Origin of the sequence: Akkermansia muciniphila, from assembly GCF_002884975.1 — a bacterium.
GTDB classification, from domain to species: domain Bacteria; phylum Verrucomicrobiota; class Verrucomicrobiia; order Verrucomicrobiales; family Akkermansiaceae; genus Akkermansia; species Akkermansia muciniphila_C.
On sequence record NZ_PJKB01000002.1, the window covers coordinates 784,617 to 810,133 of the forward strand.

Consider the following 25,517-nt stretch of genomic DNA (forward strand, 5'->3'; position numbering starts at 1 on the left):
GTGCCCGGTGTTCGAGTCATGACCCGATTGACATCAAGAGTTTTTCCGGCATGGAAAAAATCAGGACCGTACCGGATTTTCCGCCAGCATTTCCGCAATCTGCCGGGCAAAGCGGTCCAGGTTGTATTTGTCACAGGCGAACTCCTCAAAACTGTTGCAGGAGAAAATATTGATGGGATCCCGGTTGCGTCCGTAAAACTCTTTCAGGACGGTCCCGTTGTCCATGGCTGTGATGTTGCCTTCAATTCCTACGGCTCCGGAAGCGAGATGGTTGATGAGGAAGGAAATACCCGGAATGGGAGAAACGATGCCCACGCCCACGGCGGCTACTTTTCCGCCCACGTCCGTGGGCTTCAGATGGACGATCGCCAGGGAAACCTTCACTCCGGGAGTGCGTGGCCGGTCGCTCAGCACCCAGTGGGGATGAGCGCCGGGCTGCGCGTTTCTGCGGTCAATGAGAAGGCGCACCTCCTTTTGCATGGAATCCCGGAATTCACGTGCCAGGTAAGCGGATGCTTCCGGAAACTCCTGCTGCACGGCCTGGATATCCACTGGCGCTACGTAAACATACTGCCGTTTCTGCTTCTTCCAGAGGAATTGTCCGGCGGAGGGGTGGCACCAGACGCCGCTGAGGCTGCCGCGCGCCTCCTTGATATCTGCGGCATGCGTAATAAGCGGGGAAACGGGCCGGTAAGGGCCGGACGAACAGGAAACCCCCAGGAAAAGAATGGCCGCGGCGGAAAAAACTGCACGGAGAAGCATAAAGTCCAGAATGGACAAAAGAATCCCTGCGTGCAAGAACTTAATAAGCGATGCCGGAAGGCCGTTCCGTGTCCGGATGGATGATTGACAAGCTGGAAAAGCGGGGCATGCTGTCCGTATGAGATACGAGCCGCTTCCTTCCTCCTTTTTTGCCGGCAATCGTGCGGAACTGGCCTCCCGCCTGCCCGCCGGCAGTATGCTGGTCCTGCATGCCAATGACGTATTCCCTACGAATGCGGACGGCACCTTTGCCCTGCACCAGAATGCCAACCTCTTTTATCTCACCGGAATTGACCAGGAGGAAACCGTCCTGATCATGACCATCCGGGAAGAGGGCTGGGATGAAATCCTGCTATTGCGGGAAACGAATGAGCAAATAGCCATCTGGGAAGGGGCCCGCCTCACGCAGGACCAGGCCCGGGAGCTGAGCGGCATCCAGGACGTGCGCTGGACCAATGAATATGATGCTCTGCTGGACAACTTGGTGCCGGCAGCCACCATGGTCTTTGTGGAAGCCAACCAGCATCCGCGCTGCACGTGCCCGGTGGAAACGCGCAATGCCCGCATGACCAAGGACCTGAAAGAAAAATTCCCGGACGCGATCCTGAAAAATGTCTATGAACTTTTGTCCGACATGCGGCAGATCAAGAAGCCGGAGGAAATCAAGGCGCTCAAGAAGGCCTGTGAAATCACCAATGAAGGTTTCCGCGCGCTCCTTGGGTTTATCAGGCCGGGCGTGGGGGAATGGCAGATAGAAGGCTTCCTTGCGAACGAATTCATCAGCCGCGGGCCGCGTAAATTCTCCTTCCTCCCCATCATCGCCTCCGGAAAAGACACCTGCGTGCTGCACTACATCCAGAATGACAAGCGGTGCGGGGACGGCGACCTGGTGCTCATGGACATAGGCACGGAATACGGCAATTACAACTCCGACATGACCCGCACCGTTCCCGTGAACGGAAAATTCACCCCCCGCCAGCGCGCCGTGTATGAAAGCGTGCTGAACATGATGACCTACGCCAAAAGCATTCTGCGCCCTGGCATCCTGAAATCGGAATACGAACGGCTGGTGCGCGTCTTCGCCGCCGGGGAGCTCGTCAAGCTGGGGCTCATCACGCCCGCGCAGGTGGCGGAAAAGCCGTCTGATCCCACCATCGTGCGGAAATACTACATGCACGGCTGCTCCCACTTCCTGGGGCTGGATGTGCATGACGTAGGGGAGCCCAACCCCGTCGTGCTCCCGGGCATGGTCTTCACCATTGAGCCGGGCATCTACATTGCGGAGGAGGGCATAGGCATCCGTCTGGAAAACGACATCCTGATCGGAGAAAAGGAAAACATGGACCTGCTGGCGGACGTTCCCCTGCTGCCGGATGACATTGAACGGCTCATGGCCCGGTAAAATGGGCCGGATTCGGTTCTGAACTTGACAATGAGGCCCGGGTGGGTTTTCATTTCCGTCCCATCATGTCGAAGAAACTCAAAATAGCACTTCCCAAAGGCAGTTTGCAGGACTCCACCGTGGAATTGTTCCGCAAGGCCGGCTACAATGTATATGTGTCCAGCCGCGGGTACCGCCCGACTTGCGACGACGACGATCTGGAACTCTTTCTGATCCGTGCGCAGGAAATCGGACGTTACGTCAATGACGGTTTCATCGACTGCGGCATTACCGGACGCGACTGGATTTATGAAAACCGCGCGGACGTGGAAGTGCTGACGGACCTTCAATACTCCAAGGCCACCTCCAAGCCCACCCGCTGGGTCCTGGTGGTACCGGAAGACTCCCCCATCACCTGCGCGGATGACCTGCAGGGCAAGCGCATCGCCACGGAAGGCGTGGGCATCACGGAACGCTGGCTTCAGGAAAAAGGCATCAAGGCCCATGTGGAATTCTCCTGGGGCGCCACGGAAGTGAAAGTGCCGGAACTGGTGGACGCCATTGTGGACATCACGGAAACGGGCAGCTCCATCAAGGCTAACAAGCTCCGCATTGTGGACACCCTGATGACCTCCTACCCCCAGTTCATCGCGAACCGGGAAACCATGCAGGACGAATGGAAGAAGCAGAAGCTGGAAAGCCTGGTCATGATGCTCAGGGGCGCTCTGGAAGCCCGCCGGAAGGTGGGCTTGAAAATGAACCTCCCCGCCGCTTCCCTCAATGGCCTGGTGGAAGCCCTGCCGTCCCTGCGCCGCCCCACCATCTCCCATCTGGCGGAAGAAGGCTGGCTGGCCGTGGAAACCGTCATTGACGAATCCGTCGTGCGGGATATCATTCCCCAGCTCAAGGCCCTCGGCGCGGAAGGCATCATCGAATACCCGCTCAACAAGCTGGTCTACTAACTTTTTTTCTCACCACAGTAAAACAACAAACGAACCACAATCATGGGATCGCTCAAAAAACGCCGTAAAGCAAAAATCAACAAGCATAAGCGCAGCAAGCGCATGCGTCAGAACCGTCACAAGAAGCGTTTGCGTTACAAGTCCTAAGGTTTGTGCGCTTCGCTGCTCAAACTGGCAGTCTATCCGATTTCCGGAAAATCCCGGCGTCCTCCGTACCACGGAAGGACGCCGTTTTTTGTTATATTTATTTTTGTGTTATCTGAAAACATGGCTGATATCCTTTAGGGAAAGTTTCCTCATATGTTGGTGTACAATTCGCGGGTAAAAAATTATTAGATCAAATGATGACTTCAGATAAAAAGCTCTATTGTTGTGCGGGATAAAAGTGAACCATACTGGGTAGGTTTATATTAACAAAAGATGAGCAGAGAGATATCTGCAATGATTGGTTTTGATCAAAAGCGTATAATGAATCAATCAAAGGAAGAAATGCTTTATTAAAAATTTTTGATGAAATATTATAATGGTATTCCATTATTTTTTAAACTATACTTAAATTTTAATTTTATCATAAATATCTTACGAAAAAAATTATAAAAAAGATCAAATTGGTTTTACTGGAAGCAGTTCAAGGCTGTTTTTTCAGGAATTAATTGTTTGCGTTAGCATGATATGAAATTGGAACTAAGGCAGAATTGAAAGAAGTATTTGATTATGTTATCTATCCTGTGTCCTGACATGATGATGGGCCTTTGAATGCTGAAGATGTATACACTACAATTTTTGTACCTTGGTGTAGAAGATAATCCCATCATTTTTGAGCCATCAGAAAACGACACTTCTGGTTCTTAGTTTTTTGGATAATAATTTGACGTGTGAAGGAAGAACAATTTTATCTTGTGCTGATTTCAAGTTAGCTGTCTAGTTGGAACAAGTGAACAAAAACTGTTATGCTCAGGAAAATAGCGAAAATGGGAGCAAAGAGAAGACGATCAATTGGAGGATAAGAAAACATGATATATTTTAGGTCAGAGGGAAAGAATCATTAGAATTTCAATAATAAATATACTTCAAAAATAAATAAAAAACCAGATGGTAATATTGTATATTTTATTGAATTTTCATACTTTATGAATATTTCTAACAATTATGTTGTATTGTTAGAAGTATTGGTGAATACAAAATATTTTTGGAAAATGAATTGACATGGATAGGTTTTTTTAATAGGAAATCGCGGCTGTTTGGCACATATATTATGAACAAGAGAAATTTTGAAGATTTTTTTAGAAACCATGGGTTTGATTTATCAAGAGTACATCATATGGGCGTGCATAATTCCCATACCAATCTCCAAGAACGTTTGGTAGATGTTAAAAGAATTCGTCCCAATCAGAATAATGCCGTAATTTGGAGATCTCAGTCTTATATGTATAGACGTGCTCGGACAGAGTTGGCTAATCCAGGGATAGGGACAGGTTTTCGTCTCCATAAACCTTATTTAGAGGGCAGGATGACGATAGATTTTTCTGAAATAGTAGAATTGAATGAATTAAGTAGACATGCCATAGTGATTCATCTCACTGATGGAAGTACGATACAACTTTACTTAGAGAAAACTTATCATTATCTGTAATAGAACTTGATTTTTGATTGATAAAGAACAGCATTTTTTATAAGTGCTGTTCTTTTTGTTTTTGACTAGAAAGTCCGGAACCGTTTCAGGGGAATGGTGATGGTGAAGACGGTTTCCCGGTGGGGAAGACTGGAGACGGTGATGGCGCCGTCGTGGGCTTCCACGGCGCGTTTCACGATGGAGAGGCCCAGGCCCGTTCCCTTGATTTCAGAGGAGTGGTGGGTTTCCACCCGGTAGAAGCGGTTGAAGAGGAAGGGAAGGCTTTCCGCGGGGATGCCTACGCCCGTGTCCGTGACGGTGATCACGCAGGCTTCCGGCGTTTTGGCGGCTGCCACAGTGACGGAAAGGCCCGGTTCCGTGTTTTGCTTGAGGGCGTTTTCCACCAGGTTAAACAGGACCTGCGTCCAGTAGAAGGGGTCCCCGTAGAGTTCCCAGTCCGGCGGAATGTCCATGTGCAGGGCGGCTTGTTTTTTCTCCCGGATGGAGTCCAGGCGGGAGAAGACATCATCTACGCAAGAGGTGATGTGGAACCACTGTTCCTTCAGGATGGCCTTGTGGCCTGATTCCAGCTTGGAGATCATGAGCATGTCTTCAATGATGTTCATGAGCCGCTGGCTGTTCTGGTGCATGACGCCGATGAATTTGCGCGCCAGTCCGGGGCTTTCCTCCATCAGATCGTCTTCCATCAGGTTTTCCAGATACCCCACGATGATGGTGAGCGGCGTGCGCAGCTCGTGGGACGCGTTCGCCACAAAGTCCCGGCGCATCTGGTTGGTGAGGTAGTTCTGCGTGACGTTGCGCAGCAGGATGCGCTTTTCCCTGATCGGGGTGTCCGTGATGGCGCTGTCCAGGTGCCAGGCCGTGATGCCGTTCTGCACGCCGCCGGGGGAGTTGACGGCGCTCAGCGTGAATTCCTTGACCACGGGGCCGTCCGTGTCAAAGGCTTCCTGAACGTGCCCCAGCAGTTCCTGGTTGCAGACCAGGGCGTCCGTTTTGCGTCCTTCCAGCCTTTCTTCCTGAAAGAGTTCCCTGGCCAGCGTATTGGCCAGCACAATGTGTCCGGCGGGTCCGATGAGCAGGAAAGCCTCCCCCAGGGCTTCCAGAAAGCGCCGTTTATCCGCAATGGCCTGTTCCTGGGCTTCCTCCCCGCGCTTCAGCAGCCGCTGCGCGTCCCGCAGGGCCTTTTTCCTGGCTTTCATGGCGGACCGGCATACCTGGACCAGATGCCAGTTCAGGTACAGGGAGGCCAGAACCAGGATGATGAGGATATAGTCGATGACCGACATGGAACAAGAGCGTTAGGCCTCTTCCGTCCGTGGACGCCTCCCCGGCAGGGTAAAGCGGTAGCCGATGCTGCGGACGGTTTCAATGCAGTCCGCATAGGAGGACAGTTTCTGGCGCAGCCGTTTCATGTGCGTGTCCAGCGTGCGGCTCTGGGCCTGGTGGCTGTAGCCCCATACGCAGCTCAGCAGGTCGTTGCGGTTCAGGGTCTGGCCTTCCCGTTCAACCATGTAGATCATGAGTTTGAATTCCGTGGCCGTCAGTTCCGCTTCCTCCTTGTCGATGTAGAATTTGAGGGCGTTCTTGTCAAAGGTGAAGGGGCCGTATTCCGCAATGACGCTGCCCGGCGTGTGTTCGCACCGTTTCAGCACGCTGGCTACGCGCAGCACAAGTTCCTTGGGGCTGAAGGGCTTGGTCACATAGTCGTCCGCGCCCAGCTCCAGCCCCTGGATGCGGTCTTCCGCCTGGGCCTTGGCGGTCAGGAAGATGACGGGAATGTTCTGCGTGCGGCTGTCCCGGCGCAGTTCCCGCAGCACGCCGTGGCCGTCCATGCCGGGCATCATCTGGTCCAGCAGGATCAGTTCCGGCTTGTCCCTGCGCGCCACTTCCAGCGCGGTCAGGCCGTCATAGGCCGCCAGGGGCGTATGGCCTGCGCGTTCCAGGTTGTAGGCCACGAGGTCTGAGATGGCGTGATCGTCTTCAGCGATAAGAATGGTTGCCATGGCTATTTTTTACGATGAAGGGAGGGGCCGTGTCCCGATATTAGATGTGACGATTCGTTCACATTTCCCCGTCCGGAGGGCGTTCCCGGGCGGAAAAGGCCTTTCCTTATGCAAACGGACTGTAACGGAGGCATTTCCGTTTTGCAAGACTGGCCTAGATTCAACTTCTCTTCCCTGCGTCATGTGATACACTGGCGCCGCAACAATATATTGTCATGCGAAGCGATAGAGTTAAAGCAGGTTTCGAGCGTGCGCCGCACCGCAGTCTGATGCGTGCCACGGGAATGACGGATGAAGATTTAAGCCGTCCCTTCATAGCCATTTGCAATTCCTTTAATGAGGTGATTCCGGGCCATGTCCACCTGAACAAGGTAGCCGCCCTCATCAAGGAGGAAGTGCGCAAGGCCGGGGGAACCCCCGTGGAGTTCAACCTGCCCGGCGTTTGTGACGGCATTGCCATGGGGCACGGCGGCATGAAGTTTTCCCTGCCCAGCCGTGAACTGATCGCGGACAGCGTGGAGACGATGCTGAGCGCCCACGCGTTTGACGCCATGATCTGCATTCCGAATTGTGACAAGATTGTTCCCGGCATGATCATGGGCGCCCTGCGCTGCAATATTCCCACCATTTTCTGCAGCGGCGGCCCGATGGCCGCAGGCATGGCGGAGGACGGCACCGTGCTGGACCTGAACAGCGTGTTTGAGGCCGTGGCCCGTTTCAAGGCAGGCAAGATTAATGCGGCGGAACTCCATTCCCTGGAATGCCGCGCCTGCCCCGGCGCCGGTTCCTGTTCCGGCATGTTTACGGCCAATTCCATGAATTGCCTGAGCGAGGTGATCGGCCTGGCCCTTCCCGGCAACGGTTCCCTGCTGGCTACGTCCGAGGAGCGCAAGGAGTTCTGGAAGCAGACCGCGCGCCGCGCCGTGGAGATGGCGAAGGCGGACGGCCCCCTGCCGCGCGACATCGTGAACCGTGACGCCATTGACAACGCCTTTGCGATCGACATGGCGATGGGCGGCAGTTCCAACACCGTGCTCCATACGCTGGCAATCGCCCGTGAGGCCGGGGTGGAATATGACCTCCAGCGCATCAATGACATTTCCAAACGCACCCCGAATATCTGCAAGGTGGCTCCTTCCTCCCATTTCCACATGCAAGACGTTCTGCGCGCCGGCGGCGTGAGCGCCATCATCCATGAGATCGCCCGCATTCCCGGCGCCCTCCATCTGGATGCCGTCACCGTCAGCGGAAAGACGCTGGGTGAAACCGTGGAAGGGTGCGGCATTACGGATGAAACCGTAATCCATCCGCTGGAAAAGGCTTATTCCCGTGACGGCGGCCTGGCGATTCTGTTCGGCAACCTGGCCCAGGAAGGCGCCGTGGTGAAGAAGGCCGGCGTGCATCCGGATATGATGAGCTTCAGCGGCCCTGCCGTAATTTTCGAGTCCCAGGAGGAAGCCTGTGAAGGCATCCTCGCCGGAAAGGTGAAATCCGGGGACGTGGTCGTCATCCGCAATGAAGGGCCCAAGGGCGGACCCGGCATGCAGGAGATGCTGGCTCCCACCTCTTATATCATGGGGCAGGGCCTTGGCGCGGAAGTGGCGCTGATCACGGACGGCCGTTTTTCTGGCGCCACCCATGGCGCCTGCATTGGCCATATTTCCCCGGAAGCGGCGGAAGGCGGCCTCATCGGCCTGTTGCGGAACGGGGATATCATTGAGTATTCCATCCCGGACCGTACGCTGAACGCTCATTTGAGTGAAGAGGAGATCGCGCGCCGCCGTGCGGACTGGAAGCCCTCTTACAACAAGGTTTCTTCCTCCTGGCTGGGCCGTTACCGCCAGTTGGCCACGAATGCCAGCAACGGCGCCGTGCTCCGGAAAGGGGAATAATCAGGCATTTTAAATAGCCAGCCGCTTTCCCTGGTATGGGAAGGCGGCTTTTTTATGCCTGTCTCCGTTTATTACCTGGCTACCCGTTCGTGCCGGAGGCGGCAGAGGTGAAGGAGCTCCCGGTTTCTATTCTTTGGGCAGAAAGTAGCCGCGCTGTTTTTCAGAGACGGGCATGCCCATGCGTTCCATGACGGCCAGCATATCCTCCCAGACCTTGCGTTTTTCCCGGGGATTGTCTGATCTCAGCAGGTAGCTGGGATGGTAGGTGACGCGCACGGGAATGCCGTTGAGGTCGTGGAATCTGCCGCGCATGGAGCTCACGGAACCCTGAATGCCCAGCAGGCCTACGGCGGCGGTTCCGCCCAGGGCGACGATCATCTTCGGCTGGATGACCTGGATTTCATGCATGATGATGGGCAGGCAGGCTTCAATTTCTTCCGGCGTGGGGGCGCGGTTGTTGGTTCGCTGGTTGGGGAGGGCAGGGCGGAATTTAACGATGTTGGAGATGTAAACCATGTCCCTGGAGAGCCCCATGGCTTTCAATATCTGGTTAAGTTTTTCCCCGGCGCGGCCCACAAAGGGCTCCTGCTGCACTTCTTCATAATATCCCGGCGCTTCACCGATGAGCATGAGCTCCGTATGGGGATTGCCCGTGGCAAAGACCATGGTGTCGCGCAGGGAGTTGAGTTCCCTGGCCGGCTGCCAGTTCTGCGCCAGGTTCCGGAGGTACTGCAGCTTGTCTTCCATCGTCCCCTCCGGGAGCGCTACGGCAGAGGCCGGTTCCCGGCTTTCCGGCAGGAGTTCCGGGGTTACGGAAGGCGCGGGCGCCGCGGCGGGTTCCGGTTGCGCCGCCGGCTCCGGAGGCGCCGGAGCGGCTGCGGGTGCGGCTGGCGTTGCCGCAACGGCCGGGCGTCCTCCCTGTTTAGCGGCCACGTACCATGTCCGCAGAACGTTTCTGGCTTCATCCGTCAGGCTGGCGCGTGTCGTCCCCCGTTGAATCAGGGAGTCGAGATAGTGGCGGAAAAGGCTCTTAGGCGTGGCAGTCATGAGAGGATAAGGCCAGATTAGTCCATGGGAGGCCGTCTGTCACGACGATTTGCAGGGTACGCCTTTCTTCATGGAGAGAGCCTCTTCCGGGAATGACACGGTAAAAGATGGAATCCCCTGTGGAGGAGGAGGCAAATTGAACGCCCTCCGGTTCAGGCATGAAAATGCCGTCCAGCAGCCGTTCTCTCACTTTTTACCTTATTTTTTCCATGTCTTTTTCTGAAGAATTAAATGGTCTGATGGACCGGCCCTCTTCCCTGGTCCGCCGTTTCATGGCATTGCTGGAACCTGCGGACGACGCGCGGCTGGAGGCGATGGCGCAGGAAAGCCGCCGCCTGACGCGCCTGCATTTCGGCCGCACCATCCGCCTGTTCGCCCCCATTTACCTGTCCAACGAATGCATCAATAATTGCAAGTACTGCGGTTTTTCACGGGATAATCCCATCATCCGCACCACTCTCACGGTGGATGAAGTGGTGCAGGAGGCCCGCTATCTGCACGGGCTGGGCCTGCGCAGCATTCTGCTGGTGGCCGGGGAGCATCCCAAGTTCGTTTCTGACGGGTACATGCAGGAGTGCCTGGACGCGCTGCATACCTTTATTCCGTCCCTGGGGCTGGAAATAGGGCCGCTCCCGGATGACCGCTATGCGGAGATCGTCCACCACGGGGCGGAACAACTGGCCGTTTACCAGGAAACTTACAACCGGGAGGTGTATGAAACCCTGCACACGGCGGGCATGAAGAAGAATTTCAACTGGAGGCTGGATTGTCCGGAACGCGCCTACCAGGGCGGCTTCCGCCGCATCCAGATAGGCGCCTTGTTCGGGCTGTCCCCCTGGCGGAGGGAGGCCATGGCGCTGGCCACCCATCTGGATTATTTGCAGAAACATTGCTGGAAGTCCGCTCTTTCCGTGGCTTTCCCGCGCATGCGGCCCTACGCCGGAAATTACGAGTATGAACCGGATCCGGAACTGATGCTGGATGACCGGAACTTTGTCCAGTTGATGGCCGCCCTCCGCATCTGCTTCCCCAGGATCGGCATGTCCGTAAGCACCCGTGAACCTGCTCCCATGAGGAACGCCCTCATGCATCTGGGCATGACCCACATGTCCGCCATTGCCCGCACGGAGCCCGGAGGCTACACGGGGGCGGGAACGGCCAGCGCCCATTTGACGGTGCGGGGCAACCAGGTGGATCTTCCGGAAGACAGGAAAGGCCGCTGCAAGGCTACGGAACAGTTTGAAATTTCCGACCAGCGCACTCCGGAACAGGTGGTAGGCGCCATCCGGAGCGCGGGCCTGGAGCCTGTCTGGAAGGACTGGGACGCCGCGCTGGATGTGGTGTAAAGGGCGCCCGCCCGGCGGCCGCGCCGCGGAATGGCAGCCATACTTCCGTGATGCTGTGATGGAGCATTGACAGCATGCCCCGTCTGCCATATTTCCGGAGGCGATGATTCGTTATTATTGGGGGAGGTTTTGGCCGTTCCTCCTGCTTGCGTTCGGTATTGAGGCGGTGGAAAACCTGTTTACGGTGTTTTTCGAATACCGCAACATGGATTTCGGGGTAATTTCCCTTCTGAAGACGGCATACATTTTCGTGACGGAGTTTTCCATCACCATGTGCTACTGGCTTCTGCCTTATGCCGTTTATTTGTGGATTCTGCCGCGGGGGAAAGCGGGTGGAAAGGCGGACCGTTGGATTACTTGCGCATGGTTTTTCCTGTTTGTGCTCGCCAATCTGTTTGAGGACGTGGCGGAAGCCTTTTTCTGGAATGAGTTTGAAGCCAGCTTCAATTTCATTGCGGTGGACTACCTGATTTATACCAAGGAGGTCATCGGGAATATTTATGAATCCTACCCCATTATTCCGATTCTTATCGGCGTTCTGGCCGCATCCGTTCTGGCCGTCTGGGGAATGAAGCGGTTTCTCATTCCCCGCCGCGGGGAAGCTCCCGCGGGATGGAAGCGGGGCTGCGTGGTGCTGTTCCTGCTGGCGTGCATTACGGGAGGGTACTGGCTGGTGGATATCAAGGACGCGGATGCCGTGAACAACCGCTATAATTCGGAGATGGCCAAGGACGGCCTTTACAGCCTGTTCAGCGCCTTCCTGAAGAATGAACTGGATTACCGCGACTACTACAAGACGCTGCCGGACGCGGATGCGGCGGCGTTTCTGGCCCGCGAGTTCACGGCGGATGACACGTCCGTGCCTGACGCCGCATCCGGCAGCGTGAAGAGGCAGGTGCGCCCCTCCGGGGTGGCCATCCATCCCAACGTCGTGGTTGTGGTCATGGAGAGCATGGGGGCGGAGTTTTTAAACGAGTGCCGGGAGGATGGCGCGAACGTCACGCCGTGCCTGAGCCGTCTGGGCAAGGAGGGCATTTTCTTCCCGAATACCTATGCCACGGGCACCCGCTCCGTGCGCGGGCTGGAAGCCGTCAGCACATCCATGCCTCCGCTGCCCGGCATGTCCATCCTTCGCCAGGAGGGGAACGAGCATTTGCAGACCATCGGGTCCATATTCAGGGACAAGGGGTATGACCTCAAGTGGATTTACGGGGGGTACGGGTATTTTGACAACATGAATTACTTCTTCGGGAACAACGGCTTCCAGGTTCTGGACCGTAATTCCATGGATGATTCCGAGGTGACCCACTCCACCATCTGGGGCGTCTGTGATGAAGACCTGTTCCGCCGCGCCGTGCGTGAGGCGGATGAGTCCTTTAAAAGCGGCTCTCCTTTTTTACAGGTGGTGTTCACCACGTCCAACCACCGCCCTTACACCTATCCGGAAGGGCGCATAGACATTCCTTCCCATACCGGGCGCATGGGTGCCGTCAAGTACGCGGATTATGCCGTGGGGGCCTTTGTGGAGGAGGCCAGGAGCAAACCGTGGTTTGAGAATACGCTTTTCGTGTTCGTGGCGGACCATGGCGCGGGCAGCGCCGGGAAACAGACGCTTAATCCGGAAACGCACCGCATTTTCTCCATTTTCTACGCCCCGGCCCTGCTGAAGCCGGAACGGATTGAGACGCCTGTCAGCCAGATTGACGTGCTCCCCACCCTGCTCGGCCTGCTGAAATGGCCGTATGATGCGGCGTTTTACGGAAAGGACGCCTTGAAGCCCTCCTACCAGTCCCGGTATTTTGTGAGTAATTACCAGTACATCGGCTACTTGAAGGGAAGGGACATGGTAGTGCTTAAACCCCAGCGCGGCGCGGAGTTTTTCCGTGACGGAGAGCCTGTGAAGCCGGATGCCCGGATGAAGGAGCTGGAGAAGGAGGCGGTTTATTATTATCAGCACGCTTCCGGCTGGCGCACCAGTTTGAAGGAATAAGCCCTTTCCCGTGATGCGGATGCCGCCGTCTCCGCGGCAATCCGCCAAGGGAGGGGGAAACGGTTCAGGATTTGGGCTCGTCTCTGTAGTCCTGAAGGGCATCCCAGTGGAACGTGAAATGCTTCTGCATGTGCAGCCCGTTGGCGAGGATGAACATGAGGGAAATGCGGAATTCGTTGTTGGTCAGCCCGTCCAGTTCCTTCTTGTCAATCTTCATGGAAAACTTGCCGCTCTTTTTCCCCAGGCGCTGGGAGAAGGAAACGGCGTCATAGTCCTGATTGACTGCATAGGGCGGGTCCTGGACGTAAACGTTCAACGCCTTGACGGTCTGGGGGCTCTTGTAGCTTCCGGAAATGAGAATCTGGTCTCCCTTGAAGGAAATGGCCGTGTCCTTGATTTCCACCTCCGGCCTGCCTTCGTAGAATTTTTGTGCCGGAGTGACGGAAAATACTTCACAGGCGTCCAGCAGGGCGCAGCTTGCGGGGGTCAGGAACGTGGGGCTGGTGCCGAACGTGTAGTTGCCCGCGCCCATCAGGGCCGTGCCGTACTTTTTGCCGTCCGAGGCGGTCTGGTGGTTGTGGGGCAGGTTGAGGCCGTGGCCCAGCTCGTGGGCCAAGCCGCCGTACCATTTGGTCAGCAATTGTCCTTCCCTGGTTTTCTGGCCCAGATGCTTGATGTCAAAGGCAGGGTAATCCAGGGCAAAGCAGTTGCGGCCCATGCCGTAGAAGGGAACGCCGCCGGGATTGTCAGGGCCGTTCTTTTCATCGTTCCAGGTGGGCATGATGACCAGGGTGTGCTGTCCTTTTTTCTTGTCTGGATTGGCCTTGAAAAACTCGTCAAGCTCCTGTGCTGCCTTCCAGCCGCCCCCGTTTTCATACGGATAATGCGCCGCCGGGTTCTTGGCCTTGTATTCAATGATGTTCACGCGGCCGGGGGATTTCATGTCCAGGCCGAAGGAGCGCGCGCCGTAGCCGTGGCGCTGCATTTCCTTGCCGTAAAACTGCTGGAGGTAAAGCAGCAGTTCGCTGAGGCGGCGTTCGTAGTCCGGAACGGGTTTCGTGTCACTGCCCAGGAAGTAAACGACGTTGAGCTGGCTGGCCGTCTTTTTCAGGGCAATCCGGTCTTTCAGGATGTCCGGAACGGTGACCCCGGCAGAGGATATTCCGGAGGCGGTCCCCAGAAGAGCCAGGGAAAAAAGTACGGAGAGAAGGCGTTTAAACATGGTTGTTAAAAGTAGAGGCCCTCCCCTTAAAGACAAGGAAATTTACTGTCCTCGCTACCATTGGCAAAAGAGGTCCCGGGGCACGGGGAAAAAGGCGGGAAGAGGGGCTGTCACGTGGTGACGATAAGTTTGGAAAGGTTGAAAGATAGAGATTGCGGCGGCAGTATATTTATGACATCCTTACCAAAGCATGCATCTCCAATCTCTTTTCTTATCTGCTCTTTCCGTGAGCGCTATTTCCCTGGGGTGGGGCGCGCTGGACAAGCCTTCCGCCTCCAACCTGATCTGGTCTGACCAGCCTGCCGTGGTAGTTTATCCGCAGGAGGACAAGAACCCTGACGGCAACTTCGGCAAGTACAAGAAGCCTTCCGCCGTCTGGGAAGCTGAGGGGTACCCGATTGGCAACGGACGCGTGGGTGCCATGATTTTCAGCGCGCCCAACCGCGAGCGGTTTGCCCTGAATGAAATCAGCCTCTGGTCCGGCGGAGCCAATCCCGGCGGCGGGTACGGTTACGGGCTTAACGCGGGAACCAACCAGTTCGGCAACTACCTGCCTTTCGGCGACCTGTTCGTAGATTTCAAGAAGGGGGACCAGCCGGCTTCCGTTTCCGTAGAGGATTTTACGCGTGCCCTGGATTTGCGCGACGGTATTCACAAGGTAAATTACAAGTCGGACGGCGTGACGTATGACCGGGAGGCATTTGCCAGCACGCCCGCCAATGTGCTGGTGCTGGAGTACAGGGCCAGCAAGCCCGGCCAATTCAGCGCGGACTTTTCCATCAACAGCCAGCTTGAATCCACAATCTCCGCCAAGGGCCCCGTCATCACCTGGAAGGGAACCCTGAAAAACGGCATGAGCTATGAAGGCCGCGTCCTGGTGCGTCCCAAAGGCGGTACGCTTTCCACCGCGGACGATAAGATTTCCGTGAAAAACGCGGATTCCTGCATGGTGGTCGTCGCCATGGAGACGGATTACCTGATGGATTACAAGAAGGACTGGAAGGGTGAGGCTCCCGCCAAGAAGCTGGACCGTTATGCGTCCAAGGCCGCCGCTGGGGACTATGCCGCCATGAAGCAGGCCCACATCGCCCAGTACAAGTCCATGTTTGACCGGGTGAAGGTCAACTTCGGCAAGACGGAGGCGGACGTGGCCAAATTGCCTATTCCGAAGCGCCTGGAAGCCTACAAGAAGAATCCGGTGGATCCCGATCTGGAAGAAACCATTTTCCAGTACGGCCGTTACCTGCTTCTGTCCAGCTCCCGGCCCGGCACGCTTCCGGCCAACCTCCAGGGGCTCTGGAATGTCTACCTCAATCCGCCGTGGGCCTGTGACTACCACAACAACATCAATGTCCAGATGGCCTACTGGGGCGCGGAACCCGCCAACCTGTCCGAATGCCACGAGGCGCTGATCAATTATGTGGAAGCCATGGCTCCCGGCTGCCGCGACGTTTCCCAGGCCAACAAGGGATTCAATACCAAGGACGGCAAGCCTGTGCGCGGCTGGACGGTGCGCACCTCCCAGAACATCTTCGGCGGCAACGGCTGGCAGTGGAATATTCCCGGCGCGGCGTGGTATGCGCTGCATATCTGGGAACATTACGCGTTCACCGGTGACAAGAAGTATCTGGAGAAGCAGGCCTATCCCCTCATGAAGGAAATCTGCCATTTCTGGGAAGACCATTTGAAGGAACTGGGCGCCAAGGGAGAAGGATTCAAGACGAACGGCAAGGACCCGAGCGAAGAGGATAAAAAGGACCTGGCGGACGTGAAGGCCGGCACCCTGGTGGCCCCCAACGGCTGGTCTCCGGAACACGGCCCCCGTGAAGACGGCGTGATGCATGACCAGCAGCTTATTGCGGAACTCTTCACCAATACGATCAAGGCGGCCCGCATTCTGGGCAAGGACGCCTCCTGGGCCAAGAGCCTGGAAGGCAAGCTGAAGAGGCTGGCCGGCAACAAGATAGGCAAGGAAGGGAACCTTCAGGAATGGATGATTGACCGCATTCCCAAGACGGACCACCGCCACACGTCCCACCTGTTTGCCGTTTTCCCCGGCAACCAGATCAGCAAGCTCAAGACGCCCAAGCTGGCGGAGGCCGCCCGCCTTTCCCTGGAATGGCGCGGCACCACCGGAGACAGCCGCCGTTCCTGGACGTGGCCGTGGCGCACGGCCCTGTGGGCCCGCCTGGGGGACGGGAACAAGGCTCATGAAATGGTGCAGGGGCTTCTGAAATTCAATACCCTGCCGAACATGCTCACCACGCACCCGCCCATGCAGATGGACGGCAACTTCGGCATTGTGGGCGGCATTTGTGAAATGCTGGTGCAGTCCCACGCCGGGGGGCTGGACATCATGCCTTCTCCCGTGGAGGCATGGCCGGAGGGTTCCGTGAAGGGACTGAAAGCCCGCGGCAATGTCACCGTGGACTTCACCTGGAAGAACGGCAAGGTGAGCAACCTCAAGCTTTATTCCGACCAGCCCAAGGTGGTGCCCGTGCGCGTCAATGGAAAGATGACGCGCGTGAAGACCCTGCCTCTGAAGCCCGTTGCGGAAGCGCGCCAGACTGCGGCCAGGTAACAAGCGGTTTTATTATCCGGGAGTATCTCCCGCAGGAAGAACAATCATGGCTTCCAGCTTCCTTTTGGGGAGGCTGGAAGTTTTTTTATTCCGCTGGCGCCATGGCGTCAAAAAACCGGAGTCTGATTCGGGAAAAGGAAGAAGGGAGCACGCTCATTTCTTTTCCAGCCGCCCGATCAGGGTGCAGAGGGCGCAGGAATGGCGGGAGCACAGGTCCTCATGAATTTGAAGCAGCGCCTGATGGTGCCACTCCTTCGCAAGAAAAGCCTTTGCATCCGGCCTGCGGCCCAGCAGGGATTGATGGACGGCCAGCACTTTTGTTCCCGCCTGTCCGGCCCTGAGGGAGAGGTAGTGTTTCCACGCGCGTTCCCCTCCCTCCGCAGGCAGGAGGTGGTTGACGGCCAGGGCCTGGATTCTGTCCCGCCCCATCAGGGCCATGGGGCGCGGGGAAGGTGCGGAAGGCAGAGTCACATGGGTGCTCCAGTAGGGATGCGCCAGGGAGGAAAGATAGTTTGCCAGGCCATCCCCGTAGCCAGGGCGGCAAAGCCTCTTGAAGGTATCAAAATCCCCGGCGATGGCTGCCAGCGCCCCCACGCGCCTCTGCGGGTGGTTGGCCGGCCTGTTTCCGGAGAGCGTCCAGGGGAAGGTACGGTCCGGCGCCAGTTCAAATTGTTCCCGGAGAGGCCACCATTCCGTCCAGAGCTTTTTGTGGTGGGCTACTGCCTCCGGCGTGCAGGAGTCCGGCAGAACGGGAATCAGGAACCCGGCGGCGCCAAAGAGAAGGGCTTCCGGACACTTCCGGATGGCATGCAGGGGGGCGCGCAAGGCCAGGTGGCGCATGGCGGTTTTATTGGCATGGTAGCCCAGCGTTTCCGCCAGGCTTTCAAAAAGGGCTTGCTCCTCTCCTGCGTATCTGGCGCGTTCCGCATGGCGGCGGTGCTTGTTCCGGAACCGGTAGGCCGCCGCCGCTTGAAGGAGGGTCTCCAGAAGTTCCGGAGCCATGGAGCCCAGCGCGCTTGTGTGGCGGCAGTAGCGTTCCGGAGCTTTTTCCGGCGGCTTTTCTGCCAGAGCCGGCGCAGAGGGCGGAATGACGGCCAGGGGTATGCGCTCATGCCTGGCATTGCGGGTGAACCATTCCCGGCGGCTGGGCATGCAGGCCAGATGCAGGATGACTCCGTTAAAGGCCGGATTGGAACCGTGACCGTGGCGTTCCCAGTCCTCCGGAGCAGGATCCACTTCAATGTCACCAATCTGCGGGACGCCGTCTATTTGTATCCGGGCGTTCAGGAAATCCGGCCCTGCGGATTTGTTCCAGTCCCCGAAGTCCAGAATGAGGATGTTCCTGCCCAAGTCATCCGTAAATGAGGTCCCGAACCTCCCTTCCAGCAGCAGGAGCTGGAGCGTCCGTTCGTCCGGGAGCCCGGAACGGAGGGAAGAGGCGTGCTCCCTTACGGTATCCGGCTCTTCCTTTTCTGCCGCGGAAAGGGCGTCCCCGTACAGGGAGGCCATGGAGCGCATGTCCATGTGGGTGGGAAGGGATTATTTATCCTTCTGCCGTTCCAGTTCCTCCTTCAGGCAGTCGGTTACATTGCGGAATTTTTCTTCGTTCTCTTCACTTAATTCGCTCAGCGTCAGGTGGGAATTGAGGACGTGAAGTGTCTGGTCCTTCGCGTCCAGATGGACGGTGGGGGCGGTCTCCGCACTCAGGCTGGCGCGTATCTGGTCCACTTTCCCCCGCCAGGGAGCCGTAGGCGGCTCAATGCTGAGCAGGGCGTCCAGCCCCAGGCTTTCCAGCGCGCACAGGCAGCGTTCGCTGGGAGAGGCGATTTGCACGGCTCCGCCGATGGGAAGCAGCCTGCGCGACAGCCCCGCAAGAGTGCCCATAAAGGTGGAGTCAATGCCGGAACAGGTTTCCAGGTCAATGACGATCAGGCGACCTCCGGAAGCGATGTAGTCATCCCCCAGGGATTTGACGGTGGGGCTGTTGGCAAAACTTCCGCGTCCGGAGCACCGGATCCAAAGAAATTCATCAAAAAGGCCGAAAAGAATGGAAGAGTTGTTATTCACGTCGTTGGAAAATGGAAACCGTATGAATAACAAGAGAAAGAGCTGCGGTCAAGTCAGGATTTAACATGCAGCCGATCCGGAAGAAGGCCTGTCCTCCCGGCGTGCGGGGCCTTCTTCCGGCGGCTGCCTCCTGTTCAGGGAAGGGGGCGGGCAGTTCAGGAATTCCTGGTGCCTTCCCCCGTTCCGGGAAGGAAGCGGTAATATACCTCCAGCATCAGCGTAGCAAGGCACTGGCGGTAAATCCGGTCGTTGGCATGCCGGTTCTGGCTGGTCTGGACAACGCCGCCGGGGCCTCCGAATCCGTTGGGAATGAAACTGCCGTCAGGAGACTGGGCTTTCAGCACCGCGTCACGGAAGGCGCGGTTATAGGCCTTCCATACGTCACCGCCGCAGTTCATGGCCGCCTGCACCCCGTAGTAATGCTGGTAGAGGTTGGACGTGGTGTTGCCGGCTTTCCAGTTAAAGGGCTGGCTGGTATTCTTGAGCATCCAGTCCAGGCCCCTGCGCGCTGTGCCGTCCGAGCCGTTGCCGCACATCTGCAGGGAAAGCACTCCTACGCCCACCAGGGAGGGCCTGGGTTCGCTGCCGTTCTCCTGATAGGAGAAGAGCCCGTTTGAAAGAGACGTTTTGCGGCAGTACATGGCCGCCCTGTTCAGGGCGGTGCGTATTTTGCCCCTGGTGGGCTTGATGCCGCCGTGCTCGGCGGCCTTGAGCGCCTGAATATTCCACCCCGTCACGGAAAGGTCCGTATGGGCGCCGGGGCGCGTGCTGTAATGATAGGCCCAGCCTCCGTTGGAGTTCTGCCCCTTCATGATCTGGTCCACCGCTTTCACGGCTACTCTCTCCAGATTGGCGATGGTGGAGGCGTCCATCTGCTTGCACAAGGTGTAGGCCTCGCACAGGGCATAGGTGGCGATGGCGTGGTCATAGCTGACTTCATTCATCTGCGGAACCAGGGAAATGACGGGAGATTGCATTCCCCGGTCCACCAGGAAGGAGATTCCCTTCAGGACAGTGTCTCCAAAGTCTTCCGAAAGAGGAGTTTCACAATGGGCCAGGTAGGAGAGCAGGGCGAGCCCCGTCATGGCGCACTTGTAATTCTGTGGGCCGTCTCCCCAGGAACCGTCCTTGTTCTGCTGCTTCTGGAGCCACTTGAGGGATTTGACCACGGCTTCCTCGCACTGGGGGGTGCCGCCGTTTTCCGTGATGCGCTTCATGCGGTTGTCCAGGCCGCAGCGTTTGGACAGGATTTCGGGGTTCGGGCCGCTGGGGCCCGGTCCCTCTCTGTCGTCGAACCCGAAATCAGTGCCGATGTCGATGCCTGACAGGAGCGATTCCGAGGGTTCGTCCATTTCAGTATCCGGAATTCTAATGGCTGTATCCAGGGTTGCATCCGTGGCGATGATTCTTACCTGCTGCTCCATGGCGGGACTGCTGGGGCGCTGGGCTTTCTGGACGAGCTCTGGTTTTTCAGGTTCCTCCGTCCCTTTTTCCACAACCTCCGGGTAAACGATCGTGGCCGGAGGTTCCGGGAGGAAGGTGATGATATTGACCAGATAGAGCAGGAGGCTCATCATGGCGGCGCCGAGGACGGAAACGGATACCGCCGCCGCCAGGTTTTTAACGCGCTGTCTTTTCAGCTCCGCCAGGGCGTCTTCCGTACTTTCAATATGCAGGCTCATGGATGGGATGGGGTTTGATTAGGATTTCACCATCCCTCCAAGCCTGTGCAGATTCAAGCATGAAATTTATAATATGCTTGTATTTAGTGTGTTGTTATCAATTTGTTACTTAGGGAGAGCTGGGTTGCCGGAGAAGAGGGGCTGCCGTCACGCGCCGGAGGCGGCAGGGAAATGAAAAGCCCTCTTTCCCCGGAAGGAAAAGAGGGCTTTAAAGAATCCGGTGAATGGCGTCAGGAATTCTTGGTGCCTTCACCCGTACCGGGCAGGAAGCGGTAGTAGGTTTCCAGCATCAGCGTAGCCAGGCACTGGCGGTAGATGCTTTCCGACTTGTTAGTCAGGCCGGAAACGTACCCGACGTCATTTTTCCTGAAGCTGCCGTCCGCATTCTGTCCGCTGAGCACGGCGTCACGGAATGCCTTGTTGTAGGAGGTCCATACATCGCCGCCGCGGTTCATGGCCGCCTGAACGCAGTAGTAGTGCATGTAAAGGTTGCTCTTGACGTTTTCCGTGCCGGAACCCTGTCCCCACTGGAGGGTTTTGACGTTGTTCTTGATCCAGTCCAGACCCTTGCGGGCCGCGCTGTCGGAACCGTTTCCGGTCATTTGCAGGGAGAGCACGCCCACGCCCACCAGGGAGGAACGGGGCATGTTGCCGTTTTCCTTGTAGGCGAATTTGCCGTCCGGCATCACGTTCTTGCGCACGTAGCTGGAAGCCTTGCGCAGCGTGGAGCGTATTTCACCCTTGGTGGGCTTGATGCCGCCGTGTTCCGCCGCCTTGAGCGCCTGGACGTTCCACCCCGTGACGGAAAGGTCAATGTCCGGATTGATCTTGTTATTATAGCTGTAGCCCCAGCCCCCGTTAGGGCATTGGGCTTCTATGATCCTGTCCACGGCCTTGATCACGACTTTTTCCAGATTGGCGATGGAAGGGATGTCCATCTGCTTGCAGAAGGTATAGGCCTCGCACAGGGCGTAAGTGGCCACGGCGTGGTCATAGCAGATTTCCTTCAAGGCGGGTTTTTCGGAAATCACGGGATTCTTCATTCCCAGGTCCACGAGGAAGGAAATGCCTTTCAGGACGTTTTCCCCGAATTCCTCGGAAAGGGGCGTTTCACAGTGGGCCAGGTAGGCCAGCAGGGAAATTCCGGTCATGGAAGCGCGGAACTGGCCCTCACCCCAGGAACCGTCCTTGTTCTGCTGCTTTTTAAGCCAGCGGAGGGATTTGACCACGGCTTCCTCACACTGGGGAGTGCCGCCGTTTTCCGTGATGCGCTTCATGCGGTCGTTCAGGTCGCACCGCTTGGAAAGAATGCCGGGAATGCCTCCTCCGTCTCCGTCCCCCGTGCCGGTGCCGAAGCCGTCGCCGATGTCGATGCCCATGGAAAGCTCTTCCGAGGGGACTTCCACTTCAATGTCCGGGTTGACTACCGCCACATCCGCCGTAGCAACGGCGGCAATGACCTTCACCTGAGCGGCGGTGGAGGAGCTGCTGGGCCGCTGGGTGGTTTGGGTCACTTCCGGGGTGTCAATATCCGGATTGTCGCCTTCCTGGGTGGCATAAGCCACCATGGGCGGATCTTCCGGAATGGCGACGATGATGTGTACCAGATAAAGGAGAAGGCCCATGAGGGCAACGCCGAGGAAGGAGACGGAGAAGGCGGCGGTCAGCGTCTTGACGCGCTGCTTCTTCAGTTCCGTAAGGGCTTCATCGGTACTTTCAATATGGAGACTCATAGAGGGACGTGTCTGGTTGGTGTACCTGCAAATGCTCCCGCATCCTTGAAAATGGAGGAGAATTGCCAGGGTACGGGTAAATGCTGCTGGCCTGCCTGTTCACGAGGCTGGCAGCATACTAAAACCAGACGCGCCGGTCTGTCAATCAGATTAGGAATTCTTGGTGCCTTCACCCGTACCGGGGAGGAAGCGGTAATACACCTCCAGCATCAGCGTAGCCAGGCACTGGCGGTAAATCTTGTCATTGATGCTGCCCCCGTTGGTGTTCACGAGGCCCCCCGGGCCGGGGAAGCCGTTCGGGGCAAAGCTGCCGTCGGAAGACTGTGCGCCAAGGGTGGAATCCCGGAAAGCCCTGTTATAAGCCTTCCATACGTCCCCGCCGCGGTTCATGGCCGCCTGCACGCCGTAATAATGCTGGTAAAGGTTGGAGGAAGTGTTGTTCGCCTTCCAGTTAAAGGGCTGGCTGGTATTCTTGAGCATCCAGTCCAGGCCCTTGCGCGCCGCGCTGTCGGAACCGTTTCCGCACATTTGCAGGGAGAGCACGCCCACGCCCACCAGGGAGGGGCGGGCCGTGGCGTCTTCCCGGCCTTCCTGCATGTAGGTGAACAGGCCGTCAGGCTTGCCGCACTTGCGGCAGTAGGAGGCCGCCTTGCGCAGGGCGGTGCGTATTTCACCCTTGGTGGGCTTGATGCCGCCGTGCTCCGCCGCCTTGAGCGCCTGGATGTTCCACCCCGTCACGGAAAGGTCCGTATGGGCGCCTGCCTTGGTATTGTAATTATAGGCCCAGCCGCCGTCCACATTCTGGTTGTCCAGAATCTTGTCCACGGCCTTGATGACGACTTTTTCCAGGTTGGTGATGGAGGGGATGTCCATCTGCTTGCAGAAGGTGTAGGCCTCGCACAGGGCGTAGGTGGCCACGGCGTGGTCATAGCTGACCTCATTCCTCTGCGGTACCAGGGAAAGGACGGGGTTCTTCACGCCCAGGTCCACCAGGAAGGAAATGCCTTTCAGGACGGTTTCTCCAAAGTCTTCGGAAAGGGGCGTCTCACAGTGGGCCAGGTAGGAGAGCAGGGCGAGCCCCGTCATGGCGCACTTGTAATTCTGGGGGGTTCCGCCCCAGGAGCCGTCCTTGTTCTGCTGCTTCTGAAGCCACTTGAGGGATTTGACCACGGCTTCCTCACACTGGGGGGTGCCGCCGTTTTCCGTGATGCGCTTCATGCGGTCGTTCAGGTCGCACCGCTTGGAGATGATGCCGGGAATGCCGCCTCCGTCGCCGTCCCCCGTGCCGGTGCCGAAGCCGTCGCCGATGTCAATGCCCATGGAAAGCTCTTCCGAGGGGACTTCCACCTCAATGTCCGGATTGACGACGGCCACATCCGCAGACGCTACGGCGGCAATGACCTTCACCTGCGCGGCGGTGGAGGAGCTGCTGGGCCGCTGGGTGGTCTGGGTCACTTCCGGGGTGTCAATATCCGGATTGTCGCCTTCCTGGGTGGCATAAGCCACCATGGGCGGATCTTCCGGAATGGCGACGATGATATGAACCAGATAAAGGAGAAGGCCCATGAGGACAACGCCGAGGAAGGAGACGGAGAAGGCGGCGGCCAGCGTCTTGACGCGCTGCTTCTTCAGTTCCGTAAGGGCTTCTTCTGTACTTTCAATGTGCAGGCTCATGCAGTAATAGGAGGTTCCTGGCCGTAGTATAGCGTTTTTTCCGGTTGGGACGAGTGCAAAGATTTTATTATTTCCATGGCCTGCATGATGACCAGATGTAGATGGAGGAATAATTCATGATAAGTAATTTATGTCCGCCGCTGTGGTCTTCAGGCGGGAATTGGGCGTTTCCGGAAGTTCCGTATCAGAGACGTTGACGGTAGAAAAAACGCCCTGCCATGAATTTCATGGCAGGGCGGGAAAGGAACGGTTCTCCTTATGGAGTAGGAATCAATAATGGCCCTTGCGCGGACCGGTCATCCATTTCCAGGCGGTCTCCACAATGGCTCCGGCATCTTTGCACTGGGCTTCCCAGCCGAGGATTTCTTTCGCCTTCTTCGGATTGGCGATCAGGCGGGGCGGATCGCCTTCACGGCGGGGGCCGTAACGGACGGGGATTTTCTTCCCGGTGACTTTTTCTGCCGTTTCCAGGATTTCCCGGACGGAAAGCCCCAGGCCGGTTCCCAGGTTAAAGCATTCCGTGGAGCCGCCTTTCATCAGGTAGTCCACTGCTCTCAGGTGGGCGTCCGCCAGGTCATTAACGTGGATATAGTCGCGGATGCAGGTGCCGTCCGGCGTGTCGTAATCCGTGCCGAAGACTTCAATGTATTCCTTTTCCCCGGTCAGCGTGAGCAGGATGTTGGGGATAAGATGGGTTTCCGGATCATGGTCTTCACCGATGAGGCCGTCCTCACTACAGCCGGAAGCGTTGAAATAACGCAGGAAAACGCTCTTCAGCCCCCAGGCGCGGTCGCAGTCCTGGCAGACTTTTTCCAGCATGTACTTGGAGCTGCCGTAAGGGTTGATGGGATCCTGCTTTTCCGTTTCCGGAATCGGAATCTGGGTAGGAACGCCGTAGGTGGCGCAGGTGGAGGAGAAGACGAAGCGCTTGACGCCCGCGGCCTGCATGGCGCCCAGAAGGACGAGGGGCCGGGCGATGTTGTTCATGTAGTACTTCAGGGGATTCTGGACGGATTCACCCACGTTGATGAAGGCGGCGAAGTGGATCACGGCGTCAAAGCTGCCCTGCATCAGGAGCGGATACACGACGGAGGCGTCTCCCAGGTCTCCCTTGACCAGTTTCACTTCCGGGTCCACAAGGGCCCCGATGTGGCCGTACACCATGTTGTCCAGCACGGTCACGTCAGCGCCGATTTTGACGAGCTGGCGCACTGTGTGGGAACCAATATATCCGGCGCCGCCGGTTACAAGTACTTTCATGATCTTATCAAATTGCTGTTGGGCCGGTTCAACCTTTTCACCGGCAAGGGCGTCCGTACATTCCAGAGCCTGCGGAAGCTTCCGGTTCACGGCAGGCGGTGTCACTGTTCCAGACGCCTGTAAAAGTGACATGTTTTCCCCTTTTTGTCAATTTGGGATATGTCTGCCGCCGGGCAGATGGAGGCCGCGGGGACCATGGAACGGAGCTTCGCATTGATTAGCCCCTTCCGGCAGAGCGGCGCACGGGGCGCATCCGTTCCGATGCCGGAAACTGCCCCGCTT

20 protein-coding genes are annotated in these 25,517 nt (G+C 57.2%); 8 read left to right on the top strand and 12 right to left on the bottom strand.

Features of this window, described 5'->3' with window-relative positions; all coding sequences use genetic code 11:
* Nucleotides 1-60: 60 nt before the first annotated feature.
* The gene (locus CXU21_RS09440) at nt 61-762 is read right to left on the bottom strand and encodes a DUF3313 domain-containing protein (protein WP_146017041.1); all 702 of its coding nucleotides are present in this window, start codon (nt 760-762) and stop codon (nt 61-63) included.
* Nucleotides 763-880: 118 nt separating this feature from the next.
* Here CXU21_RS09440 and CXU21_RS09445 point away from each other — a divergent pair, with 118 nt between their 5' ends.
* The 4 genes from CXU21_RS09445 (at nt 881) to CXU21_RS12435 (ending at nt 4,738) form a co-directional block, all read left to right on the top strand.
* A complete protein-coding gene (locus tag CXU21_RS09445; protein ID WP_102725841.1) occupies nt 881-2,164 on the top strand; it encodes an aminopeptidase P N-terminal domain-containing protein in 1,284 nt (427 codons plus the stop codon).
* Nucleotides 2,165-2,229: 65 nt separating this feature from the next.
* The gene (gene hisG / locus CXU21_RS09450; RefSeq protein WP_102716003.1) at nt 2,230-3,105 is read left to right on the top strand and encodes an ATP phosphoribosyltransferase; all 876 of its coding nucleotides are present in this window, start codon (nt 2,230-2,232) and stop codon (nt 3,103-3,105) included.
* 42 nt (nt 3,106-3,147) lie between these two features.
* Nucleotides 3,148-3,252: a hypothetical protein gene (locus CXU21_RS12640; RefSeq protein WP_012420149.1), complete on the top strand. Its 105-nt coding sequence runs from the start codon at nt 3,148-3,150 to the stop codon at nt 3,250-3,252.
* A gap of 1,108 nt (nt 3,253-4,360) precedes the next feature.
* Nucleotides 4,361-4,738, top strand: coding sequence for a hypothetical protein (locus CXU21_RS12435; protein ID WP_180972755.1), 378 nt, complete (start codon nt 4,361-4,363; stop codon nt 4,736-4,738).
* Nucleotides 4,739-4,803: 65 nt separating this feature from the next.
* Here CXU21_RS12435 and CXU21_RS09460 read toward each other — a convergent pair whose 3' ends face one another.
* Both CXU21_RS09460 and CXU21_RS09465 read right to left on the bottom strand, forming a co-directional pair.
* A complete protein-coding gene (locus CXU21_RS09460) occupies nt 4,804-6,024 on the bottom strand; it encodes a sensor histidine kinase (protein WP_102725842.1) in 1,221 nt (406 codons plus the stop codon).
* Nucleotides 6,025-6,036: 12 nt separating this feature from the next.
* Nucleotides 6,037-6,741 (bottom strand): response regulator transcription factor, encoded by a 705-nt coding sequence (locus CXU21_RS09465; protein WP_102715295.1) that lies wholly within the window; start codon nt 6,739-6,741, stop codon nt 6,037-6,039.
* Nucleotides 6,742-6,956: 215 nt separating this feature from the next.
* Here CXU21_RS09465 and ilvD point away from each other — a divergent pair, with 215 nt between their 5' ends.
* A complete protein-coding gene (gene ilvD, locus CXU21_RS09470; RefSeq protein ID WP_102715297.1) occupies nt 6,957-8,633 on the top strand; it encodes a dihydroxy-acid dehydratase in 1,677 nt (558 codons plus the stop codon).
* A gap of 126 nt (nt 8,634-8,759) precedes the next feature.
* On the opposite strand, the gene CXU21_RS09475 is transcribed toward ilvD, so the two are convergent.
* Together CXU21_RS09475 and CXU21_RS12210 are read right to left on the bottom strand one after the other, a co-directional pair.
* Nucleotides 8,760-9,680, bottom strand: coding sequence for a uracil-DNA glycosylase (locus tag CXU21_RS09475; protein ID WP_102725844.1), 921 nt, complete (start codon nt 9,678-9,680; stop codon nt 8,760-8,762).
* Nucleotides 9,664-9,870, bottom strand: coding sequence for a hypothetical protein (locus tag CXU21_RS12210; protein WP_146017042.1), 207 nt, complete (start codon nt 9,868-9,870; stop codon nt 9,664-9,666). The genes CXU21_RS09475 and CXU21_RS12210 overlap by 17 nt, the downstream gene beginning before the upstream one ends.
* Nucleotides 9,871-9,889: 19 nt before the next feature.
* Between CXU21_RS12210 and thiH the strand changes: the two genes are divergently transcribed.
* Nucleotides 9,890-11,026 (top strand): 2-iminoacetate synthase ThiH, encoded by a 1,137-nt coding sequence (gene thiH, locus CXU21_RS09480; RefSeq protein WP_102725921.1) that lies wholly within the window; start codon nt 9,890-9,892, stop codon nt 11,024-11,026.
* 103 nt (nt 11,027-11,129) lie between these two features.
* Nucleotides 11,130-13,016, top strand: a complete 1,887-nt coding sequence (locus CXU21_RS09485) for an LTA synthase family protein (RefSeq protein WP_102725845.1) — start codon at nt 11,130-11,132, stop codon at nt 13,014-13,016.
* 64 nt (nt 13,017-13,080) lie between these two features.
* On the opposite strand, the gene CXU21_RS09490 is transcribed toward CXU21_RS09485, so the two are convergent.
* A complete protein-coding gene (locus CXU21_RS09490; RefSeq protein WP_102725846.1) occupies nt 13,081-14,238 on the bottom strand; it encodes a hypothetical protein in 1,158 nt (385 codons plus the stop codon).
* 226 nt (nt 14,239-14,464) lie between these two features.
* Between CXU21_RS09490 and CXU21_RS09495 the strand changes: the two genes are divergently transcribed.
* Nucleotides 14,465-16,819: a glycoside hydrolase family 95 protein gene (locus CXU21_RS09495; protein ID WP_180972756.1), complete on the top strand. Its 2,355-nt coding sequence runs from the start codon at nt 14,465-14,467 to the stop codon at nt 16,817-16,819.
* Nucleotides 16,820-16,972: 153 nt separating this feature from the next.
* Here CXU21_RS09495 and CXU21_RS09500 read toward each other — a convergent pair whose 3' ends face one another.
* The 6 genes from CXU21_RS09500 to galE all read right to left on the bottom strand — a co-directional run bounded on the left by CXU21_RS09500 (nt 16,973) and on the right by galE (nt 25,235).
* Nucleotides 16,973-18,343, bottom strand: a complete 1,371-nt coding sequence (locus CXU21_RS09500; RefSeq protein WP_102725848.1) for a DUF2851 family protein — start codon at nt 18,341-18,343, stop codon at nt 16,973-16,975.
* Nucleotides 18,344-18,358: 15 nt separating this feature from the next.
* Entirely contained in the window at nt 18,359-18,886 is a 528-nt protein-coding gene (locus tag CXU21_RS09505; RefSeq protein WP_180972510.1) for an STAS domain-containing protein, read from the bottom strand.
* 155 nt (nt 18,887-19,041) lie between these two features.
* Nucleotides 19,042-20,568 (bottom strand): prenyltransferase/squalene oxidase repeat-containing protein, encoded by a 1,527-nt coding sequence (locus CXU21_RS09510; RefSeq protein WP_102725849.1) that lies wholly within the window; start codon nt 20,566-20,568, stop codon nt 19,042-19,044.
* 230 nt (nt 20,569-20,798) lie between these two features.
* Entirely contained in the window at nt 20,799-22,301 is a 1,503-nt protein-coding gene (locus CXU21_RS09515; protein WP_102715314.1) for a prenyltransferase/squalene oxidase repeat-containing protein, read from the bottom strand.
* Nucleotides 22,302-22,451: 150 nt separating this feature from the next.
* A complete protein-coding gene (locus CXU21_RS09520; protein ID WP_102725850.1) occupies nt 22,452-23,975 on the bottom strand; it encodes a prenyltransferase/squalene oxidase repeat-containing protein in 1,524 nt (507 codons plus the stop codon).
* A gap of 270 nt (nt 23,976-24,245) precedes the next feature.
* The gene (galE, locus tag CXU21_RS09525) at nt 24,246-25,235 is read right to left on the bottom strand and encodes a UDP-glucose 4-epimerase GalE (RefSeq protein WP_102716007.1); all 990 of its coding nucleotides are present in this window, start codon (nt 25,233-25,235) and stop codon (nt 24,246-24,248) included.
* Nucleotides 25,236-25,517: the final 282 nt, after the last annotated feature.

Bases quoted from the DNA above. Each gene is read 5' to 3' on its own strand.
- CXU21_RS09500 (WP_102725848.1), bottom strand. From the start codon at position 18,343: ATGGACATGCGCTCCATGGCCTCCCTGTACGGGGACGCCCTTTCCGCG.
- hisG (WP_102716003.1), top strand. From the start codon at position 2,230: ATGTCGAAGAAACTCAAAATAGCACTTCCCAAAGGCAGTTTGCAGGAC.
- CXU21_RS12640 (WP_012420149.1), top strand. From the start codon at position 3,148: ATGGGATCGCTCAAAAAACGCCGTAAAGCAAAAATCAACAAGCATAAG.
- CXU21_RS09490 (WP_102725846.1), bottom strand. From the start codon at position 14,238: ATGTTTAAACGCCTTCTCTCCGTACTTTTTTCCCTGGCTCTTCTGGGG.
- thiH (WP_102725921.1), top strand. From the start codon at position 9,890: ATGTCTTTTTCTGAAGAATTAAATGGTCTGATGGACCGGCCCTCTTCC.
- CXU21_RS09515 (WP_102715314.1), bottom strand. From the start codon at position 22,301: ATGAGTCTCCATATTGAAAGTACCGATGAAGCCCTTACGGAACTGAAG.
- CXU21_RS09485 (WP_102725845.1), top strand. From the start codon at position 11,130: ATGATTCGTTATTATTGGGGGAGGTTTTGGCCGTTCCTCCTGCTTGCG.
- galE (WP_102716007.1), bottom strand. From the start codon at position 25,235: ATGAAAGTACTTGTAACCGGCGGCGCCGGATATATTGGTTCCCACACA.
- CXU21_RS09520 (WP_102725850.1), bottom strand. From the start codon at position 23,975: ATGAGCCTGCACATTGAAAGTACAGAAGAAGCCCTTACGGAACTGAAG.
- CXU21_RS09460 (WP_102725842.1), bottom strand. From the start codon at position 6,024: ATGTCGGTCATCGACTATATCCTCATCATCCTGGTTCTGGCCTCCCTG.
- CXU21_RS09510 (WP_102725849.1), bottom strand. From the start codon at position 20,568: ATGAGCCTGCATATTGAAAGTACGGAAGACGCCCTGGCGGAGCTGAAA.
- CXU21_RS09445 (WP_102725841.1), top strand. From the start codon at position 881: ATGAGATACGAGCCGCTTCCTTCCTCCTTTTTTGCCGGCAATCGTGCG.
- CXU21_RS09465 (WP_102715295.1), bottom strand. From the start codon at position 6,741: ATGGCAACCATTCTTATCGCTGAAGACGATCACGCCATCTCAGACCTC.
- CXU21_RS09440 (WP_146017041.1), bottom strand. From the start codon at position 762: ATGCTTCTCCGTGCAGTTTTTTCCGCCGCGGCCATTCTTTTCCTGGGG.
- ilvD (WP_102715297.1), top strand. From the start codon at position 6,957: ATGCGAAGCGATAGAGTTAAAGCAGGTTTCGAGCGTGCGCCGCACCGC.
- CXU21_RS09475 (WP_102725844.1), bottom strand. From the start codon at position 9,680: ATGACTGCCACGCCTAAGAGCCTTTTCCGCCACTATCTCGACTCCCTG.
- CXU21_RS12435 (WP_180972755.1), top strand. From the start codon at position 4,361: ATGAACAAGAGAAATTTTGAAGATTTTTTTAGAAACCATGGGTTTGAT.